General features: G+C 34.3%; 17 protein-coding genes and 1 pseudogene. 1 reads left to right on the forward strand and 17 read right to left on the reverse strand.

The genetic code is table 11. The features are described 5' to 3' along the window. Nucleotides 1-4 precede the first annotated feature (4 nt). From LCF45_RS25910 to spoIIID, 6 genes are all read right to left on the reverse strand, one after another. Nucleotides 5-1480 (reverse strand): DUF6270 domain-containing protein, encoded by a 1476-nt coding sequence (locus LCF45_RS25910; RefSeq protein ID WP_263894373.1) that lies wholly within the window; start codon nt 1478-1480, stop codon nt 5-7. Then, nucleotides 1477-4221 (reverse strand): bifunctional glycosyltransferase/CDP-glycerol:glycerophosphate glycerophosphotransferase, encoded by a 2745-nt coding sequence (locus LCF45_RS25915; protein ID WP_063225614.1) that lies wholly within the window; start codon nt 4219-4221, stop codon nt 1477-1479. Before LCF45_RS25915 ends, LCF45_RS25910 begins: the two co-directional genes overlap by 4 nt. 65 nt (nt 4222-4286) lie before the next feature. Further along, nucleotides 4287-5585, reverse strand: a complete 1299-nt coding sequence (locus tag LCF45_RS25920) for a glycosyltransferase (protein WP_263894374.1) — start codon at nt 5583-5585, stop codon at nt 4287-4289. Next, the gene (locus tag LCF45_RS25925) at nt 5536-6795 is read right to left on the reverse strand and encodes a glycosyltransferase family 4 protein (protein WP_063225616.1); all 1260 of its coding nucleotides are present in this window, start codon (nt 6793-6795) and stop codon (nt 5536-5538) included. Before LCF45_RS25925 ends, LCF45_RS25920 begins: the two co-directional genes overlap by 50 nt. Before the next feature lie 353 nt (nt 6796-7148). After that, nucleotides 7149-8150 (reverse strand): rod shape-determining protein, encoded by a 1002-nt coding sequence (locus tag LCF45_RS25930; RefSeq protein ID WP_002089713.1) that lies wholly within the window; start codon nt 8148-8150, stop codon nt 7149-7151. Nucleotides 8151-8311: 161 nt separating this feature from the next. Next, complete coding sequence (spoIIID, locus tag LCF45_RS25935) at nt 8312-8584, reverse strand: sporulation transcriptional regulator SpoIIID (RefSeq protein ID WP_033709588.1); 273 nt, start codon at nt 8582-8584, stop codon at nt 8312-8314. Between the two features lie 324 nt (nt 8585-8908). Here spoIIID and LCF45_RS25940 point away from each other — a divergent pair. Further along, nucleotides 8909-9980 (forward strand): annotated as a pseudogene (locus LCF45_RS25940) (helix-turn-helix domain-containing protein). Between the two features lie 51 nt (nt 9981-10031). On the opposite strand, the gene LCF45_RS25945 reads toward LCF45_RS25940, so the two are convergent. The 11 genes from LCF45_RS25945 to nuoN all read right to left on the reverse strand — a co-directional run bounded on the left by LCF45_RS25945 (nt 10032) and on the right by nuoN (nt 20795). After that, nucleotides 10032-10880, reverse strand: coding sequence for a polysaccharide deacetylase family protein (locus LCF45_RS25945; RefSeq protein WP_063225617.1), 849 nt, complete (start codon nt 10878-10880; stop codon nt 10032-10034). A gap of 160 nt (nt 10881-11040) precedes the next feature. After that, nucleotides 11041-11175, reverse strand: coding sequence for a hypothetical protein (locus LCF45_RS25950; RefSeq protein WP_002016211.1), 135 nt, complete (start codon nt 11173-11175; stop codon nt 11041-11043). 293 nt (nt 11176-11468) lie between these two features. After that, a complete protein-coding gene (locus LCF45_RS25955; RefSeq protein ID WP_263894376.1) occupies nt 11469-12464 on the reverse strand; it encodes a stage II sporulation protein SpoIIQ in 996 nt (331 codons plus the stop codon). A gap of 161 nt (nt 12465-12625) precedes the next feature. Beyond that, nucleotides 12626-13330, reverse strand: coding sequence for an ABC transporter permease (locus LCF45_RS25960; RefSeq protein ID WP_002167337.1), 705 nt, complete (start codon nt 13328-13330; stop codon nt 12626-12628). After that, a complete protein-coding gene (locus LCF45_RS25965; protein ID WP_002167336.1) occupies nt 13330-14172 on the reverse strand; it encodes an ABC transporter ATP-binding protein in 843 nt (280 codons plus the stop codon). Before LCF45_RS25965 ends, LCF45_RS25960 begins: the two co-directional genes overlap by 1 nt. Before the next feature lie 179 nt (nt 14173-14351). Further along, nucleotides 14352-15359: a LytTR family transcriptional regulator DNA-binding domain-containing protein gene (locus tag LCF45_RS25970; protein ID WP_002143852.1), complete on the reverse strand. Its 1008-nt coding sequence runs from the start codon at nt 15357-15359 to the stop codon at nt 14352-14354. A gap of 102 nt (nt 15360-15461) precedes the next feature. Continuing rightward, entirely contained in the window at nt 15462-16481 is a 1020-nt protein-coding gene (spoIID, locus tag LCF45_RS25975; RefSeq protein ID WP_002035202.1) for a stage II sporulation protein D, read from the reverse strand. Nucleotides 16482-16735: 254 nt separating this feature from the next. Then, nucleotides 16736-18040, reverse strand: a complete 1305-nt coding sequence (gene murA, locus LCF45_RS25980) for a UDP-N-acetylglucosamine 1-carboxyvinyltransferase (RefSeq protein ID WP_002068497.1) — start codon at nt 18038-18040, stop codon at nt 16736-16738. 39 nt (nt 18041-18079) lie between these two features. Continuing rightward, entirely contained in the window at nt 18080-18784 is a 705-nt protein-coding gene (locus LCF45_RS25985) for a YwmB family TATA-box binding protein (protein WP_002130043.1), read from the reverse strand. Between the two features lie 51 nt (nt 18785-18835). Continuing rightward, nucleotides 18836-19072, reverse strand: a complete 237-nt coding sequence (locus tag LCF45_RS25990) for a DUF1146 family protein (RefSeq protein WP_002016201.1) — start codon at nt 19070-19072, stop codon at nt 18836-18838. Between the two features lie 208 nt (nt 19073-19280). Then, nucleotides 19281-20795, reverse strand: a complete 1515-nt coding sequence (gene nuoN / locus LCF45_RS25995; RefSeq protein WP_412838331.1) for an NADH-quinone oxidoreductase subunit NuoN — start codon at nt 20793-20795, stop codon at nt 19281-19283. Nucleotides 20796-20797 lie beyond the last annotated feature (2 nt).

Below are 20797 nucleotides of genomic sequence, written 5' to 3' on the forward strand. Positions count from 1 at the left end.
GTTTCTAATCTATAAGTTCTCCTATTTGTCTTTCTAACTCTAAGTAATATTTATCATTAAAATGATATGGGAAACATCCCCATAAATGTTTTGAGTCGCAGTAGAAATAGTCCGCTTTCTTCGGTTTAATTACATTTATCCCCTCAAAATTCTCTTTGAAGTATTGATGATAATGAGTTAATAATTTATTAAATTTACAAATATAATCTTGGTTTTCAAATAAATACATCTGGTTATCCTTTAAATAAGAATTTACCATTTGAACTTCATTTAAAATAATTTGCTCTGGACGGAAATATTTTTTTAATTCCTCGATAAACTTGGAACAATTTTCTTCCCAAATCTTCGTTATCCCCGAGTCAAATCTATCTAATATAGTCACATTAAATTCATTTTGTAAATTTGATTCTCTATACTCCCAACTTCTTGTAAAGTACGTATTGTTATACCTTAAAATATCAAAACGTTCTTCCATAAAGTCTATTACCAAGTAATCGACCTTCTTAGCAATTTCTTTTAAGTTTTTTATAAAAGTTTTGTCTAAGTCCCTATGTAATGATTTTCTTCTAAAAGTACTAATCAAAGATATTTGATCTTCTTTATATGCTATTGGTTTTGCTGTTATACTAGCCAAACTACTCCGAGCATAGTAATCTATTATTTCATATTTTAGATGTCCATTATGCTCCTCATATACTCTAAAAATATCCCTGGAATCACAGCTACCAAATATCAACATTTTAATTTTCAAATTTTCATTTCTATATTCCCCTTGTTTCATAGCAAAATTATTCCACAAAATATCATACAGACATTCATAATAACTAATACTTAATAAATGTGGCCTTAATAAATACTTATGATTAGCATCTGCATAGTTCTGATCTATATTTATAACATTAATCCCTTTAAAATTCCCTTTAAAAAATTCATACTTCCCCTTTAAAATTTTATTAATTTTTTTAATCTCTTCCACATTAGAAAACTCTAATAGTTCCCCATCTTTTTTATATTTTTCCGCCAAATACATTTCATGAAGAATAACCTTTTTATTAGAAATTAACTTTTTTAACCTATTTATCAATAATAAACATGTGCTATACCAAGCTTCATTAAGCTCATTTTTATAAATCTCATTATCTTTTAAAGTGTTCATTAATGAACTACTTTGAACATCATAATTTAAAGTAATAAAACTACCATCTTTTTTTACTGAACTATACATTTCATCCAAAAAGTCTATAATAATATAGTCACTCTCTTTTGCCTTTTCAGATAACCGTTTTAAATAATCTTTTTTTAATTGTTCTAAGGTATAATGATTTAAACTTATTGTATCTTGTTCCTTTAATTCTTTAATGGAACTGGACATTAAACTCATTATATTTGTTTTACATATGCTATCAATTAAGGATATACCTGGTTTGTTATATAAATCAAACAACAACCGGCTCCCTGTCCCAATGGTAATAACCTTCATAATTTCTTTTCCCCTAATCTAGATATTTCTTTGAATATTGCCTCACAATGTAGCCTTCTATCTTTTACTAAATATTTCTTCTCTTTACCTTGAAAAGTGTAAAGTAATCCCCTTCCTTTAAAGTACTGTAATATACTTTGAAGAATTGTATCTAAATCCGTCAACACAGGACCAAATAAATCTTGCTTATGGTTAATTGGCCCCTCGTTATAATGCCTAGAATAAAACTCATCATAGTCAAATTGATAGAAAATTACGGGTTTATTCATATAAGCAAAATCAAATGAAACTGTAGAATAATCTGTAATTAGTAAAGAATGTCGCTTTAATAGACTTTGCACTGTTTCTTCATCTTGTTTCATGACCTTGATTCGTTCATGAAATACAGGCATTTCTGCACCAAATTTTTGAGTCTGGTAATGCGGAAAGAAAGTTAATGTCATGTCTTGTTCTTCTAATATCTGATGAAGTTCTTTACTTTGTAAAAATGACATATATGTCTGCCAGTACTTAGATTGCATTAGCTGGTCTTTCGTTTTAATCCAACTTCTCCAAGTTGGCATGAGTAAAATTTCATTCCCTTTACTCTCATCTTTCAAGGCATCCCAACGTGCAAGCCCCGTTACAATTACTTCGTCTTCCTCATATCCAAATTCTTTGACGATATGATCCTTTTCAAACTGTGAGGACACAACAAATAGAGAATAGCCCATTCGATTTTTATTTAACACATGATTTACACGACTGACCCCTATAACACCATGTTGAATAAAAATCTTCTTGTTTTGCTGCCATTCTGGATAGTACTTTAAAATATGTTTATAATCATCTGTATACATATTTGCTGTTTCTGAATAACTGTTAATCGTTTTATTACAGATTAACAAATAAAATGTATGTTTAAAACTTCCGAATTGGATTATATTACCCAATCCTTTGATGTTTTTATAATCATTACTTTCCTTATTAATAATATAAAAAGCTGGAACATCAGGATGTTTCTTTCGAATATACGTAAATAAGTGATAAGAATTATCTTGCGCTGTATCTTGTCTTTCACCAATTAACCATATCCTTTTTCTACGAAAATATGCTCCAAATAATTTATAGGATATAATTGCAAGTAATGTTTCATAATTTTTCCGTTTAAATAAACCTACATCATAACGGATTGCTCGCTTAATTTCACTATATGTATTCATCATTCTCTTCATATAGTTAGACTTATGAATCTGAATTGTAGCTTCACTATTTTTATATAGCACTTTAATATCCAATGAATTTACATTTTGATACTTTGTATTATTGCGTAACTGTGCTAACAGAACCCTTAGCGGTTCTTCAACAACAGTATTCCCTATGCTGAGGCGTATTGATATTCTCCATTCTCCCTCTTCTAACAAATCTCTTACATTGACTTCTATTGTTCCAAATCCCGCATCATTATAGTCAATTGTGTTGTTAGAAAATAAGTATGATATATCGGTACGTAAGGAGTTTTTTAGTTGGATTGTTTTAGTAGTTCCTTCTTTATAAAATACCAATTCTTTTTTTATTTTTTTGGTCGATATATTTTCAATAAATGCATATCCACTAATTGTAAGAACCTCTTTACGAAGTTTTATTCCTTCAATTTTATGAACTACGGTTAAATTATTAACTTGCAATAATTCTTTATATCGAGGGAAAAATTGATAATAAAAATAATAATATTTTTCATTATCGTATATATGTTCTTTTGAAATCAATTCATCCTGAATACTACTTAATAATTTTTCTAAACTTATACAATCATTTTCTTTTATCATTTCAGTTATTAATTTATCACGCACATTAAAATTCTCTACATACTTTAAACTAACTAGGTTTGATAGAAACTTATTTCCTAATTGAATGACTTCTAAAAGCTTTTCACTTGAAAAATTTTTCCCCTTTAAAACAATGGAATCCACAAAGAATTTCCATTGTCTTGCCTCGATAGTATGAATTAACGGAACTCTTTCTTTCTCTCTATACAGGGCCGTTAATTTCATTTGTAATATAACTAACTGATTAAAGAACGTAATCGTTGTTTTTTTAGATAGGTTATTACCACCATTATCTACTATTCTATAATAAAGCAGCGGTATATCGCGTACGATTACTCTTTCTGCAACCAGCAAACATTTTTGTGTAAATAACAAGTCCTCTCCTACCCAAAGATCTTCATCAAAATGAATACCATTGATGATACACATTTCTCTTTTAAATATCTTATTGCTTGTGGATGGAGTGAAATGTAATTCTAAGTTTGTTGCAACATTCCTAATTAACGGAAGTTTCTTATCAAATAATTTTTTCATGTATGAAAGTGGCCAATTTTTATATTCATTAAAACAAATAATATTGGCAATAACCATATCTGCATTATTTTCGCTGGCAACCTCATACATTTCCTCGTATCCAGCTAAATGTACATAATCATCTGCATCTAAAAATGTAACATATTCCCCATTTGCTTTTTGCAATCCTATATTACGTGCAGCACTCACACCAGCATTCTGTTGCTTATAAACTTTCAAATTATTATATTGCTTTTCATACTGCCTCAATACTGTCATACTATTATCTGTTGAACCATCATCAACAACAATAATTTCGATCCCCTTTAATGTCTGCTCGATAACAGATTGTAAACACTGAGCTAAATATTTTTCCTTATTATAATTCGTAATTACTACACTTAGCTTCGCTTTCTTCAAGAAACTCTCATTCCCATCTTTTAGTTCATATGGTAACGTAAAAACAGAAAACTTTTTCCCTTATGCTATTCCAAGCTCTTATATATGTTTATAAAGATTTCTTTTTCATTTTCCCAATTATAATTATTACGGGCGATGAAGCAATTTTCTTTCATTTTTTCTCTTTCTTCTGGATGTTCTAATATGTAATTTACTCCTTCAGCAATGGAAACAGGATTGTGAGAATCTATACAAACCCCAACATGTTCATTTTCTACCACGCGTTGTATCTCAGGAAAACTACAAGCAACAACAGGCACCCCGCTCATCATATATTCAAATAGTTTGTTAGATGAAGCTGAATAATGATTAAAACAAACGTTATTTAAAACCTGAAAACCTAAATAAGCATTTTTCGTATAATGCAATAATTCATTTACAGGCACCTTCGGAATAAACTTCACCTTATTCTCCAAACCTAACTCCAGCACCATCTTTTGTAACTCAGGTTTAATACGCCCATCACCAATAAACACAAGCGTACCTTTTTTAAACATCGGAACTGCTTGTACTAGCTTTTCTAATCCTCTTCCTATTTGAATTCCGCCTTGATATAACAAGATGGGTTCTTCCTTTGGAATCTCTAACACCTCATGCAGATTAATTGAATTACTGTCCTCTGGTTGCGTTACAAAAGGATAGTTATGAATGACCTTAGGATAAAAGCCATATAAATCTTCCGCATATTTTGCACGTGTATGATTTTCCATAATCATCACATCTGTATATTTAAGAAAGAATTTCTCCATAATCCCATAAATTTTACTATTGTATCCTGTACGACTAGTCTGTACCTCATGTGAATCATAAACCAATTTCCTTTTTCTAAATATTTTCGCACAAAGCCATCCTTGTGGTAGTGTATTTAAATCATTAGAATGATAGAAATCATATTCCTTTTTCAAACCTACCTTGACCATTTGAGCCAATATGTAAGAGCGTACAATTAATGTCCGTAGCTTCGCCACGGAAAATACTGCACCAAATAATAATATCAAACATGTTATTATTGGAAATTTCCAGAAACACAGTGCCGCAATTACTCCAAATAAAAACATTGTAACTATATTTTTCGTTATTAACTGTTTTACTCGTTTTGCTGCACCCAAACCTTTTTGTAAAAGAGATAGGCGATTATTTACACGTGTTACTGTAAACCCTTCTTTTCGCATCTCCCACTTAGGTAAATCCTGTTGTTTCCAATCGTGAATACATATCAAGTCCACTTCATGACCCTCTTCAGCTAAAGCCGTACATTCCCTTAACACACGGGCATCATTTGTGAAGTGGTTCCATACGAACATACACACTTTCTTCTGTTGCATCTTTTTCCTCCATTAAACTCGTTAATACTTTGATGTTATTTTTCCATCTCAAATATTGGAAGGCGAACTTATGTCCGTTATCCCCTATTTTTTTTCGTAATATCTCATTCTCAGCTAATCTTAAAATATGCTCTCCTAATTCTTTAACTGTTCGATCATGTGAAATCAAACCACATTGAGCTTCATTAATAACCTTTTCCGCATATCCAGACACATCACCAACAATAGGCTTTTTCATACACATGTAGTCAATAATCTTTCCTGGCAAAACCGTTTGAAACACTTTTTCATCTACTAAACTAACATATGCAATATGTGCTTTTGCCACTTCCTGTAGAGTCTTCTTACGACTTTTTGCTTTAATAATTTCTATATTAGAAAGTTTTTTTTCTTTAATAACTTCAGCTACTCGATAACTTTTAAATCCATAGCCAATTATTTTAAATTTTATATTTTCTTTTCCTTTTAGAAATTCTGCTACATCAATCAACTTCAGAACGTCTTGAGCTAACCCGATATTCCCTGTATAAATCACTTCCACTGTTTCAATAGTCGAGGAAGTTATAATCCGCTTATTTTCTACCATATGTAATTCTTCCTCAGTTAAAGAATTTGGCATAAATGAAATTCTTTCGCGTTTAACACCTTTCAACTCAAGATACGGAATAAAGCCTGCGCTATTTACAATGATCTGATCGGCTGCACGATATAACAGCTTTTCTAAAGCATATGCTATCGATAAAACAAATCGATTCGCAAAAACTCCAACACCCAATAATGATTCCGGCCATAAATCTCGAACATCTAACAATAGTTCAGCCTTTAGTTTTTTCTTTGCAAAAATCCCTGCTATGCCGATAAAAATAGGCGGAGTTGAAACAAATACATAATCATACTTTTTATCCATACGTAATATAGCCATAATAAAGAGTACTGTGATTTCTAAATACAAAAATAACCTTCTTAACATATTATTGGTGTATTTTTTTACCTTTGGTTTTACTCTTATAATGTCTTCACTATTTAACGATACTTCGTCCCAAAATTCCTTTTTCTTATATAAATTTTCATTTGGATATCTTGGATCAGTAGTCAAAATTGTAACATCATATCCTTTTTCATTTAATTCCGAGTAAATATTCTTAATTCGATTCGCCGCACTTCCGATTTCCGGATAAAAATTTTGTGCTATCACTAACACCTTCTTCATTTTTCTATGTCCCTTCTTCCCCCTATATCAAATATTATCCCATTCTATTTTCCCTAATTACTCTCTATTTTTTTACTATTTTTTAACAAAATTCGTTTTAAATTTACAAAGTTCACTTTAAATTTACAAATACAAGGATATCACTAAATCTGACAAAATTGAACCTTTCTGCCTAATAATTTAGTTTTCTATAACCATAATTATTACATTAGAATATATTAATAAAAAATAAAAAAGGCATTTTCATCTGAATAATTACTATTAATTGACCAAATATAAATAAACCTTGAACAGTTAATAATAAAACCAACTGTTCAAGGTTTACAGCATTTCAAATCATATTAATTCGATATCTATCGCAATGCACGACGTGGTAATTTATCGATGTTCTCTAACATAATACCTGTACCAATAGCAACACATTGCATTGGGTTTTCAGCGATTAATACTGGTACCTTTAATTCTTCTGCTAGAAGCATGTCGATACCGTGTAATAAAGCTCCACCGCCTGTTAGAATAACACCGCGGTCGATAATGTCCGCTGATAGTTCTGGTGGTGTACGCTCTAGTACGCCTTTTGCAGCTTGTACAATGATAGCTGCGTCTTCTTTTAGTGCTTCTGTAATTTCTTCAGAGCATACTGTAATTGTACGTGGTAAACCTGTTACCATGTCACGTCCGCGAATTTCAAGCTCTTCACTACGTGCACCTGGGAATACTGTACCAACTTTAATTTTAATATTTTCTGAAGTACGTTCTCCAATTAATAGCTTATACTTACGTTTAACGTAGTTTAAGATTTCCATATCAAACTTATCGCCAGCCATTTTGATAGAGGAAGAGGTAACAATATCACCCATAGAAAGTACGGCAATATCTGTTGTACCTCCACCAATATCAACAACCATGTTTCCGCTTGGCTGAAAGATTTCCATACCAGCACCAACTGCGGCTACTTTTGGTTCTTCTTCTAAAAATACTGTTTTACCACCTGAACGTTCAGCAGCCTCACGAATTGCTTTTTGTTCTACAGATGTGATATTTGTTGGACAGCAAATTAAAATGCGAGGTTTTGAAAAGAAGCTCTTCACGTCCAATTTGTTAATGAAATACTTTAACATTGCTTCTGTAATTTCGAAATCTGCGATTACACCATCTTTAAGTGGACGAATTGCTACAATATTACCAGGTGTACGTCCCACCATACTTCTTGCTTCTTCACCTACTGCTAATACTTTTCCACTATTACGATCAATTGCCACAACAGATGGCTCATTTAATACAATACCCTTACCTTTAACATGAATTAATACGTTAGCCGTACCTAGGTCAATTCCGATATCTCGCGCAAACATTCCCGTCATTTCCTCCTCGATATTCAAAATCAGGTTACACCCGAATTCTTTTACACCTAATTTCTGATTTTATCATAAATTTAACAGAAACGTAATATTCGCAAAAAGAATTCTTCTGAAAAATATTACCGAATTCACAAGGAATGTTTGCTATTTTAGATTTATTGGCGCACAGGGTTTTCTATATCTTCTTTTCGGTACTTTTGCTTTGTTGCTTCTCCACCTCTTAGATGACGAATAGACTTATGATAATCAAGAATTTCTTTCACTTCATTTGCGAGCTCTGGATTAATTTCTGGCAAACGTTCTGTTAAATCTTTATGGACTGTACTCTTTGATACCCCAAATTCCTTTGCGATTACACGCACTGTCTTTCTTGTCTCCACGATATACTTGCCAATCTTGATAGTTCTCTCTTTGATGTAATCGTGCACACCACTCGCCTCCCTAAATTGGATGTGAGAAGTGTGAAATGAGACTCGCTGCATACGACTATGAAGTAAATGTGAGTGCTGTTTGTAAGCGTTAAACATTCTTGGATTTATAATGAAATGATTCACGATTTCTCACCTCAAACACTCTCTTTGCATTGGTTTATACCATTGTATTGCCCGCACTACTGATATATGCTACATGTTCACTATTTTTGCGGACTAAGTTAAGAAAAAAGACATTTTCTAAGTAAATAAGAGAATCATTCCATATCTTTAATAAAAACGCCACTAGAATTTTAATAACAATCGGAGGTGCACTTTTTTATGGCTAAATTTTCTTCGAAAGAAAAAATACGAGCGATAAGACGATATTTAGAGGGGACTGAAGGTGGAAAAACAATTGCTAAATCTATTGGTGTTCATCCCAGTATGCTCTATCAGTGGAGTAAACAATATGAATCCTTAGGTGAAAATGCTTTTGAAAAACGCTATACATTCTACTCTACCCAGTATAAATTAGATGTACTTAATTATATGAATGAACGAACAAGGGACATCTATCAGAGAAACAGCGGCGCTTTTCAATATTCCTTCTTACGAAACACTTAGAAAATGGAAAGTAGGTTATGAAACAGGAGGATTGGATACTCTACACTCAAAGAAGAAGGGACGTCCATCCATGGAAAAGAAAAAAACAAATACAACTAAAGATCAAGGAATAATTGAAGGTTCGATAGAGGCACTACAAGCGAAAAATGAGCGTTTACGTATGGAAAATGCGTATTTAAAAAAGTTGAATGTCTTAGTTCAAAACAAGGAGAAATCACGAAACAAGAAAAAGCCCAAGTAGTCTATGAATTAAGGCATGAATTTTCAGTGAAGGTGCTACTTCAGATCGTAGGTATTCCGCGCAGTACGCATTATTATTGGGTTAAAAGATTCGATCGTCGTATTCGTGATGAACTTACGAATCGCGGACATAAAGTAAATCATAAAAAAGTGTATCGTATCATGAAAGAATTGGGATTAAAATGTCTTGTTCGTATGAAAAAATATCGCTCTTGTAAAGGAACAGTTGGAAAAATTGCACCCAATATTTTAAATCGTAACTTCCAAGCTGAAAAACCAAATAAAACAATACCGTCATGCCCTTACTAAACGTGGCATTACACAAAGCATGTCTCGTAAAGGAAACTGTTACGATAACGCAGTGATTGAAAACTTCTTTGGCATCATGAAGTCAGAATTTCTGTATCGAAAAGAATTTAAGAGTATAGAAAATTTCAAGAAAGAACTAGCAAAATATATAAAGTACTATAATCACAAAAGAATTAAGGCAAAACTAAAAGGCATGAGCCCGGTACAATACCGGACCCATGCCCAAAAGGTTGCCTAATGAAATAACCTGTCTAACTTTACTGGGTCACTTCAATTCTAATGGCTTTTTTTATTTTTTAACAATTTCATATTTTCCAGAAACAATTTTTGAAAATTGATCAATCGTCATCCCTGAAGGAATAAACCAACGTTTAATCTCGAATGGTTTACTATTTTCTGTAGCGTATCCTGGCGAACTAGTAAAAGCTAATGCTACTCCCAATTCATTTAATACTTCTATCGAATCTTTATTATATTTTCCAAATGGATAAGAGAAATAATTTGTTTGCAATAGTTTATTACTTTCCAAAATATCTTTTTTAACATCCTCTTTAGACGTTTTAATTAATGCGGGTGTATTATCAATTACTTTATTAAGATCATGTGTATGACTTCCAAATTCAAATACATCTTTCATTTTTTCTAACTCAACCTTACTCAATGTTTGAATATTCTTAGGATCAAACTTTTGAACTTGCTCGGTCAGTTTAGATGATACTGTAAATGAAACAGCATGCATTTTATATTTTTTTAAAATTGGATATGCATAAATATAATTAGATTTTGAAGAATTATCAAATGTAATTAATACACTTTTTTCAGGAAGTGGCTTCTTATCTTTTATAAATCCGTTAAACTCCTTTAATGTTAACGTATGATACTTATTATCTGCTAAATATTTAATTTGCTTTTCAAATTCACTTACAGATAAAATATTTTTTTGATCCTTGAATTCTGGGTTTTTCTCCTTGTCTTTATCATTCGCTAAATAGTAATACTGTAAAACAGGTACCTTCTCCTGTTTGTTCGCTCCATTCATTTTACTAAAAATAAAAAATCCAATCCCAGCAACTAACACCACTGCTACCGCTATTAAAATAAATAATTTTTTAGAACCCTTGCCTTCTCTGGCTTTCATTAAACTTCCCCCTCAACCACAACAAAAAATACAGTATTTTAGAGTCATACTGTATTCTAATATCGTTTTCTTATGTAAAAAAATCACAACTAGTATTATACGACCTAGCTCTAAAAATTCCAATAGGTATACAAAAGAAAAGGCACTCTTTCTTAGAGTGTCACTCTTCTCTTTCATACTCTTCTTCTAACAACTGATGGTGGGGGACTTCTTTCTTACCGGCAATATAATAATATAAAGCGAATAAAACAAACAATAAAATGATAGCAATCGACAGAACAGATAAAAATGACACAGTATCCCCTCCCTTTTGTAATATATATTCGAGAATCTCGTCATTTTTCCTTGTTATTGCAACTTTTTTCTCGAAATTGATTATTTTTATATGAAAATAAAGTGAAACTTTAATCAGAGGGGGTTTTGTTCATCCCCCACTGATTATTAGTTGAACCAATCGGGCGTTTACGGGCAGTTGATCTCCCACCTAACTTCTTTGCTCCAGCTGAATTTTGAGGTGGGAATCTTACTGCCCGTTAATGCGGGATAAAAAAATCAGCTCTCCTAATGAGAACTGATTTTTTTACTTTATTATTCTTGTGAAGAAGAACCGTTAGATGATTCTGTAGAACCATTCGTTGATTTTTCTTCTTTTTGAGATTTGTCATCTTGTTTGCCGTTCGTCTCTTTATCACTAGTCGAACCGCTTGTCGATTTCTCTTCTTTTTGAGATTTCTCATCTTGTTTGCCGTTCGTCTCTTTCTCACTAGTCGAGCCGCTTGTTGATTTCTCTTCTTTTTGAGACTTATCTTCTGTTTTACTTTCTGGTTTCGTGCTTGTTGACTTTTCTTCTTTTTGAGATTTGTCATCAGCTTTTTTACCAGAAGCATTCGTCGCCTTTGCAGCACCTGCATCAGCTTTAATTTCTGCTACTGATTTATTTAAATAACGCTCAGGGTTCACAGCCACATTGTCTTTACGTACTTCAAAGTGAACGTAAGAACCTGCATCTTTATTCATTGCATTTAGACCTGATTTTCCTAACACTTCACCTTGCGCGACTCTTGCACCTTTTTCTACTTTCACACTGCCTAAGCTTTGATAAGATGCTGCTACACCATTTCCACTATCTACTGTTACAACATAACCAAGAAGTGAATCTTTTTCAGCTTTCGTTACTGTACCACTTAAAGCAGCTGTAACATCAAATTCTTTTCCGTTTTTCGCAGCAATGTCAATTCCTTTATTCGGGGAATATGTGTTGTTATAAAAGACAAGTGCTTTTTCTTGTTCCGCCTCTGATGCTGCATCTTCATAGAATTTCTTCTGTACTACTACTTCTGCATTTGCTGCAGTTGGCATTTTCACTACTTCTGAAGATTTTGTTACTGGTACTGCCGGATCTTCCGTTTGTGTATACGGTGTTGCTTGATCTTGGTTCGGAGCTTTCTTTGGATTAGCTCCCTGGAACCATAGCGCAACCATTAAGATTACCGCTGCACAAGCAATGTATAGTGCCGGAAACACCCATCTTTTTTGAAATAAATGTACTACTTTTTGCGACTTTTTACTATTTCTTCCTCGCATTCCATCATCACCTCAGCAATCATTTTGAACAATATTCACTCATCCTATACAACCTATAACTAATTACTTTTCGACAAAATCTGTAAAAATATGTATAGGAATTGCAAAATTTCCGAGGAAATGATAGAAAAAGGAAAAAACTGAGCGTTTCAGCTCAGTTTTTAGTCCATTTGTTTCTTTTTATATACGATCAAACATGCAATAAGCGAAATGATAAGCCAAACTGCAATATTTAATACATGCCCACCAATACTACTAAATCCTGCCCCACCTACTAAGCTGTTAATTGCTTTTACAATATGAGATGTTGGAAGATATTCAATCATCGTCTTAATTGTTTTATTTTCAACTAGTGACTCAAATTGTACAGCTAAATACATCGTCATTAAAATAGGCATTCCAATTAATGATGTTTGTGGTACAGAAGATGCAAGTAATCCGATCATTGTTCCAAGCACGATAAATAAAATAGTTCCACATAGGAATATCAATCCTACCAATGGAAGATTGATATTTAACTGATCTAAAATGAATAAATTTGCAATACAAATGACCATCGTCAGACCCGCTGTTAATAAACTCTTTCCAAGAAGAACTTCAACAGATGATGCTGGGGATAACATTAACACACGTAGTGTATGTTTTTCTTTTTCTTCTGCAATTACCATAGATTGAACAAAGCCTGCGACAAATAGGAAAGCCGTTATAGTAGTAGTGCCTAACATTTCCTTTCCCGCTCCAAATCTGCTAAATAAAAATGAAAATATAATTGGTAAAAATGCCATTAACAACACTTGTGAATTCGTCTTAAAATCTTGTACTTCTTTTCTAAAAATAGCTGATACACGTCTCATTGAAAATGTCATTACAATCCCCTCCCAGTAACTTCAATAAAGATATCACCTAAAGTTGGTTCGTGTGAATGAATGGATAGTAATTCTCCTTTGTTCATCCATTCTGAAATACGTTTTGCACCTAATTCGTCTTTTTTCACTGTTTCTTTTTGTTTATCTTTTAACACAACTTGTATTTGATCTTTCGCGTACTTTAATCGCAAGTTTTCTGGTGTATCAAGCGCTACAATTTCTCCGCCGCACAGAAAGGCAATACGGTTACAAAGCGTCTCTGCTTCGTCCATGTTGTGCGTTGTTAAAAAAATCGTTGTTCCTTCTTTATTTAAGTCTTTTAAGATTTTATGAATGTTTTGCACATTTACTGGATCAAGTGCAGATGTTGGTTCATCTAAGAAGAGGATATCTGGTTTGTGAAGAATCGCTCTCGCTAGTGTGACACGCTGCTTCATTCCTTTTGACAATTTTTTTACTTGTGTTTTTTTATCATCTAATAAGTTCACTTGTGCTAGTATTTCATCGATTCGTTCTTTTTTACAATCGTATAAGTCACAAAATAATAGTAAGTTATCATAAATGCTAAGTCTTTCGTATAAGCCGCTATTGTCTGTTAAAATACCGATTCGTTTGTAATCGATGCTGCTTGGTCCTGTAATGTCTTTCCCCAACACTCGTACCGTTCCAATGCTATGAAGCAATTGAGATGTTAATATTTTTACGGTTGTCGTTTTTCCAGATCCACTCGGTCCGAGGAATCCAAAGATTTCTCCTTGCTTTACCTCAATATTTACATTTCGAAGGGCCGTTTTTCCATCGAAACTTTTCATTACATCTTTCATTTCAATTGCCAATGTCATTTCGTCATCCCCTTTGTTTTTCTTTTATAGATGAAATTTACTTTCGCAAGTTTCGATTTGATTGTTTCGCTTTTCTTGACTCAATCATATGAAAAACAAAGGGTTTACGCAGTAAAATACCAGTAAAAGGAGTATTTTTACTGTTGAATGAATCGTATTTTGAGCTTATCGGAGCATTTTTATATCCCAATTACACCTTTTAACTCATCCATTCTTCCTTTTGAAAGCGGGATTGAACTTTTTCTTTCGTCATCCAAAATTAAACTAAAACTATTACGTGTCCACGTAATGACTTCTCGTACTCTTTGTAAATTAACGAGGTACGAGCGATGACATCTGAAGAACCCGAATCCTGTTAATCTCACTTCTAGTTCACTTAATGTTAATGCACATACGAAATCACCTTCGCGCACATGAATATGTGTCACTCCATTTTGTGTTTCAATGAAATGGATTTCCATCGGATCCAGTAAAATGATTTTATCATTCACTTTCGCTGGTATCCTTTCTAATTTCATTTGCGGAATCATTTGAATGACCTTTTCTTCGTCAACTTCTTTCACTTCTTCTTGCTCAATTTCTACCTTTTTCACACCATTGTTATTTAATATGTATACATCTTCTGTTAGCGAGAGCGCATCTGATAAAAAAGATGACGTAATAAAAATCGCCTTTCCTTGCTCTTTCATTTTCATAATCGCTTTTCGAATAATAATCGTACTCTCTGTATCTACATTTTGCTCCGGCTCTTCCAAAATAACTAAATCTGGATTATGAATCATAACTCGCCCGATATGAAGGCGACGTTTCTCTGAAAATGACAGTTTTTCTATTTTAACGTTCAACTTATCTAGGAGACCGACATATTGTACTACTTCTTCCATACTCATGTTAGATTCATAAAGCCCTAATATAAACTTGAAGTACTCCCTCACCTTCAAACGATCGTATGCTTCATCTTTCAAAAAACAAAAGCCGATGCGGGAATAATTCTTCTTTCCAATCGCTGTGCCTTCAAATAGTACATTGCCAGTTGAAGCTGCTTCTTCACCGATAATGATGCGGTGCAACACTTTAGCTGTATGATTATTGCATTGCAAAACAACACATTGTCCTTTTTCAACCTCCAGTTCAATTGCCGGTAACTGGTTCGTCTTCCCTACCTGTTTCAACTCCAGTAGCGCCATTCTGTCTCCTCCAAATGTTTTTCCCTAATTATACCAAATGATTAATGGAAGATTATGATATTTTAAACAAAAAAGAAGTAGGTATCAGGAAACCCCTGACACCTACTTCTTCACCATCAATTTTCCTTCATAATCATTCATCGTCTTTATTTCAATGCCTTTATAGTAATGAGCGACTATCTCTGTATATTTCTTACCTTCCGCTGCCATACCATTCGCACCGTACTGGCTCATACCGACGCCGTGACCGAATCCTTTCGTTGTAACGGTGATGTTATCCCCTTCTTGTTTCCACGTAAAGTCTGAGGAGCGTAAATCTAACTTTTCACGAACTTGTTTTCCTGTTAATGTTTTCCCTTGGAACTCTACATCCTTTACTCGCTTTCCTTCCGTAAGGTCTTTAATATTACCAACCTTTCCGTTTGCTAGTACTTTCACACCGAGACGTTTTTGAAAATCAGCTACTGTGAATTTTTGCTCACTCGTAAATTTTGGAGAGGCTTGATCCCACGGACTATCTACGCTTTTCAAGTACGGATAATCATTTCCCCAATAATCAGCTGCATTTTCTGTTCGTCCGTTACTCGTTGAGAAGAAGGATGCTGAAATTGGTTTTCCATCATACGTTAAAACTTGTCCTGCGGTTTTCGAAACGGCTTCCTCAATTTTCTTTAAATTATTTTCGTAGTTATTACCCCATTGTTTCTTCAATTCCTCTTTGCTTTTGTATACTTGATCTTTCACTGTATCTGTCACGTCCGCATTGTTTTTCTTACCACCGCTTAGCATACGCTGCACTACAAATGTTCTTGCTGCTAATGCCTGCGCCTTTAGCGCCTCTATTTCAAAGCTGGCATTCATCTCAGAAGCTACTACACCGGCCACATACTCCTCCATAGGTAATGTTTCTACCTTCTTCTGTTGATCACGATATACAGCAACTTGAACCGCTGTATCCACTTTCCCTGGAGCTGGTATACTTTCTATCGCTGGAGGAGTTTTAGAAGCTGCTTCTTCCCCTACTTTTGCTTTCGCAAACGGAATAACAAGAGCAGCAGGTACAATGATAACGAGCGCTATTAAGAGCGCTACTGTAATGAAAAGTGGCTTTGAAAATTTCATCCTATTCCCCCAATATAAAGTTGGATTCCTTTCATTCTTATGGAAATACGGGATCTTTTAGAACATACTTGGGGGTATCGATATAAAGTGAAACTATAATCAGTGGGGTTTTACTGACCGCAAATAGTGGAATAAAACAAAAATTTTCTAAATATTTTCACTGAGACGTGCATAAGTATGGAATTTATTGACTATAACAGTAATAACCCAAAAAAAAATAGCCCCTATGTCAAAAGACATAGAGACTACTTCAATTAAGCGTGAAGATCAGAAACTTCTTGTTCTTTCACTTCTTCTACTTTTTCGTTTACACGTTCAATAGTTGCACCTAATGCAGCTAATTTCTTATGGAAGTCTACATAACCGCGGTCAAGATGTTTTAACTCTGTTACACGAGTATAACCTTCTGATACTAAACCAGCTAAGATTAATGCTGCTGCAGCACGTAAATCAGTTGCGCCAACTTCAGCTCCTTGCAAGCTACTTGGACCGTTCATAATTACAGAACGACCTTCGATTTTAATATCAGCATTCATACGACGGAATTCTTCAACGTGCATAAAGCGGTTTTCGAATACCGTTTCTGTAATCATACTTGTTCCATCAGCATGTAGTAATAATGCCATCATTTGTGATTGCATGTCTGTTGGGAAACCTGGATGAGGCATAGTTTTAATATCAACCGCTTTTAACTTATCTGGGCCGATAACACGTACACCTTCATTTTCCTCAATAATTTTAACACCCATTTCTTCCATTTTCGCTGTAATTGAGCGTAAATGTTCAGGCACAGCATTTTCAATTAAGATGTCTCCACCTGTAATTGCCGCTGCAACCATGAATGTTCCTGCTTCAATACGGTCAGGAATAATAGGGTGGTTTGCACCATATAATTTTTCAACGCCTTCAATACGAATCGTTCCAGTTCCAGCTCCGCGTACTTTCGCTCCCATTGCATTTAAGAAGTTAGCTAAGTCAACGATTTCTGGCTCTTTCGCTGCGTTTTCAAGGACTGTTGTCCCTTTTGCTAATGTAGCTGCAGACATAATGTTTTCTGTCGCGCCTACGCTTGGGAAGTCTAAATAAATTTTAGCTCCTTTTAGTTCGCCCTCTACGTGTGCCTCAACAAATCCGTTACCAACTTTTACTTTCGCTCCCATTGCTTCGAAGCCTTTTAAATGTTGGTCAATTGGACGTGAACCAATTGCACATCCACCAGGAAGTGCAATACGAGCACGACCGTTACGTGCTAATAATGGTCCCATTACTTGAACAGATGCACGCATCTTACGTACATACTCAAATGGTGCTTCAATGTTTAATTCTTTAGAAGAATCGATTGTTACTTGGTTATTTTCAAATACGACTTCAGCATTTAAATGACGTAATACCTCGTTAATTGTGTATACATCAGATAATACTGGTACTTCAGATAGTACATTCTTTCCGTCACTCGCTAATAGGGCTGCAGCGATTATAGGTAATACAGCATTTTTTGCGCCCTCAACACGCACTGTGCCGCTTAACCGCTTTCCGCCACGGACGATGATCTTTTCCAAATTATTCCCCTCCGTGTCCTTTTTTCAGTATCTATTCACTCAATACTCAGAAGTTATGATCGGTGTGCCAACCACAATTGTATCTTTGTTGTTTGTAGAACGTATTGCTATTTGCACATTTATTTTCTCTCTATTTGTTGAAAGAGCGTCATTCCACTTTTTATTATATGCGGAGACTGATACAAATGCTCTTTCTTCTATCTGTTCGATCGCTCTTGCTGAAAGATCTTTCAAAACCTGATTGGTTTTATTTTGCAAAACACCTTCAATCTTATCATTCAGTACACCTTGAACACAAGTGTAAATTATAGGTTTTTCACTAAAAATTTTATCCATGTTCTGAACGTACTTCGGGTCCCATTTCGCCCCGCTCACTTCAAAAATAATAAAAGTGTTTTCTTTAGTATTTTCCTTACTCCAAGTTACTACTATTCGTTCTTCATGTGAAGAAGATTTTTTATAGGATGTAGCCTTATATCCATCTGGAGATTGTTCTAATTCCCAACCTTCGATGTTTGCCTCTTCCTTCACATCGTTTAACAATTTTTGAAACGTATGTATATTAGAAATTGTTTTCGTTTCTCGCGCTAACCATGACCACCGCTCTACTTTTGCATCGTTCTTCTCTAAAGCTGCAATCATGCTCTCCATTTTCTGTTCATCGCTTATAGGTTTCATCTCTTTATATCCAACCAAAAATAAAACAACACTTACGATAACGATAAGAATGGCTTTAAACTTCAATTTCATCCCCTCCTATCCCCATTGTTAACGGAGATATGAGGTTCTATACACTTACTTTACTAAATACGTTAAACTCTTTGAATAGCCTAAATAATCAAGGAAAAAGTTACTTACAGATGTCCCAATTGCAATTGTAATTAGGATAAGTAATACTCTCGTCTGCATCACTTTTCCAGACTTCATTAAGCGCTCAATGTGAATACCTTGTAAGGCCCACCACGTAATGGTAATAAACAATAAATGCGAAACAATGGCAATCAGTGCTTGTTGCCCTAAAAGATGTGCCAAAAAATCGACCCCTTTTTTTGCTTGGCTACTACTTACGCAAAATGTAAAAAACGATACCATAAATAAGTAGGAGCCACACTTTTTCAAACGCAAATAAGCATCTTACATCGTAATTTCCTCTCGGAAAACATATACCTATAGACGTTTTCATTTGTTGTTACTCCAAAATAAAAAGCGTAGAGTACGGACTCTACACCTTTTATTTCCACTATTGTACCACGTTCCCCAAGAAGAAGAAATCCTTCATTAATGGAAAATGTTCATAAAAGAAATTGTAACCAATCATCGGCATAATCCCTAGTATTACAATTGAAATTGCGCAAAGACTCATGACAATCTTTATATTTAACGGTAATCGGAGCTTTTCTTCTGTCTCTCCCTTGCGGAAAAACATTTGCTGTAATATTTGGAAATAATATATGAATGAAATAACCGTCGTCCCCATCATAATAGAAGCTAATACGTAATGAGCAGGTTCAACATGAAGTGCCCCTAAAAAAATGTTAATTTTTCCGATGAAACCTGCTGTCCCCGGTATTCCAGCTAACGATAAAATAAAGATCGTCATCACTATAGCTGTAAATGGGGATCGCTTGTATAACCCTGTAAAAATAGTCATATTTTCCTTATCGTTTTGTAAGATTAATCCGTGGATGATTGCAAATGCCCCTATATTCATAAGCATATATGCAAGCATATAAAACCACATACTATCCATCGTAAACTGTGATAGCGCTACAAGAGGGACTAGCAAATACCCAGCATGCGCGATACCTGAATAGGCAAATAGACGTTTTACGTTGTATTGCTTTAATGCTACTACGTTCCCAACAATCATCGTAATACTAGCTAGTACCGCAATGTATATACTCATACGCCCGTACAAAGATTGTGCGTCTCCTTGGATTGCCACACCTGCAAACACCATAAGAAACAAACGCGTAATGAGTAGAAAACCAGCAATTTTAGAAATCGTTCCGAGAAAAGCAGTGACAGGTGTAGCCGCTCCCTCATACACATCTGGTGCCCACATATGAAATGGCACTGTTGCAATTTTAAATGAGAGTCCAACGAGCAGTAGTAGAAATGCGAGAGCTAACAATAACTGAATGCCCCCAGCCAATCCTTGCGTAAATACCTTTTGCATTTCCACTATGTTGGTCGACCCTGTAATACCGTATAAATAACTCATTCCAAAGAGTGTAATTGCTGTTCCAATTCCTCCGTTAATGACATATTTCATTGCAGCCTCATTCGATGCGCGGTTTCTTTTTCGGATTCCTACTAAAATATAGGAAGAAAGCGAAAGCAACTCTAAACCAACGAACAATGTGATGAAATCAACGCTAGAAGCCATGAACATCGCTCCAAGAAGCGCCATTAAAAACAAATAATAATATTCTCCTTTATCTTGAATAGGCTCCTTCTTGTCATCGCTTATTGCCATACATAAAACGAGAGCTGCTCCGCCTAATAACAACGTTTTAAATCCTTTTGAAAATCCATCTAGTACAAACGATCCATTTAAAATATCTCCTGCCGGTTCGCTGTATAGCGAAATTAATGACACGATTGCTAACAGGGCAGCGGCAATTGCACTAATCGCTACGTACCTATGGTTCAGCTTAAAAAATAAATCACATATGGAAAGAAGGATGGCAGCCCCTAGAATAATGAATTCTGGTACCATGAGATGCCATGATAAGCTAAGTAACGTGTTCATAT

It is taken from the genome of Bacillus sp. 41-22 (genome assembly GCF_025809295.1).
GTDB lineage: Bacteria > Bacillota > Bacilli > Bacillales > Bacillaceae_G > Bacillus_A > Bacillus_A mycoides.

What these genes read in the sequence shown, in the direction of transcription:
- LCF45_RS25930 (WP_002089713.1), bottom strand. Translation starts at nt 8,150, where the DNA reads ATGTTTGCGCGAGATATCGGAATTGACCTAGGTACGGCTAACGTATTA.
- LCF45_RS25925 (WP_063225616.1), bottom strand. Translation starts at nt 6,795, where the DNA reads ATGAAGAAGGTGTTAGTGATAGCACAAAATTTTTATCCGGAAATCGGA.
- LCF45_RS25965 (WP_002167336.1), bottom strand. Translation starts at nt 14,172, where the DNA reads ATGACATTGGCAATTGAAATGAAAGATGTAATGAAAAGTTTCGATGGA.
- spoIID (WP_002035202.1), bottom strand. Translation starts at nt 16,481, where the DNA reads ATGAAATTTTCAAAGCCACTTTTCATTACAGTAGCGCTCTTAATAGCG.
- LCF45_RS25920 (WP_263894374.1), bottom strand. Translation starts at nt 5,585, where the DNA reads ATGCAACAGAAGAAAGTGTGTATGTTCGTATGGAACCACTTCACAAAT.
- LCF45_RS25910 (WP_263894373.1), bottom strand. Translation starts at nt 1,480, where the DNA reads ATGAAGGTTATTACCATTGGGACAGGGAGCCGGTTGTTGTTTGATTTA.
- LCF45_RS25955 (WP_263894376.1), bottom strand. Translation starts at nt 12,464, where the DNA reads ATGCGAGGAAGAAATAGTAAAAAGTCGCAAAAAGTAGTACATTTATTT.
- LCF45_RS25970 (WP_002143852.1), bottom strand. Translation starts at nt 15,359, where the DNA reads ATGGCGCTACTGGAGTTGAAACAGGTAGGGAAGACGAACCAGTTACCG.
- nuoN (WP_412838331.1), bottom strand. Translation starts at nt 20,795, where the DNA reads ATGAACACGTTACTTAGCTTATCATGGCATCTCATGGTACCAGAATTC.
- LCF45_RS25945 (WP_063225617.1), bottom strand. Translation starts at nt 10,880, where the DNA reads ATGAAAGCCAGAGAAGGCAAGGGTTCTAAAAAATTATTTATTTTAATA.
- LCF45_RS25960 (WP_002167337.1), bottom strand. Translation starts at nt 13,330, where the DNA reads ATGACATTTTCAATGAGACGTGTATCAGCTATTTTTAGAAAAGAAGTA.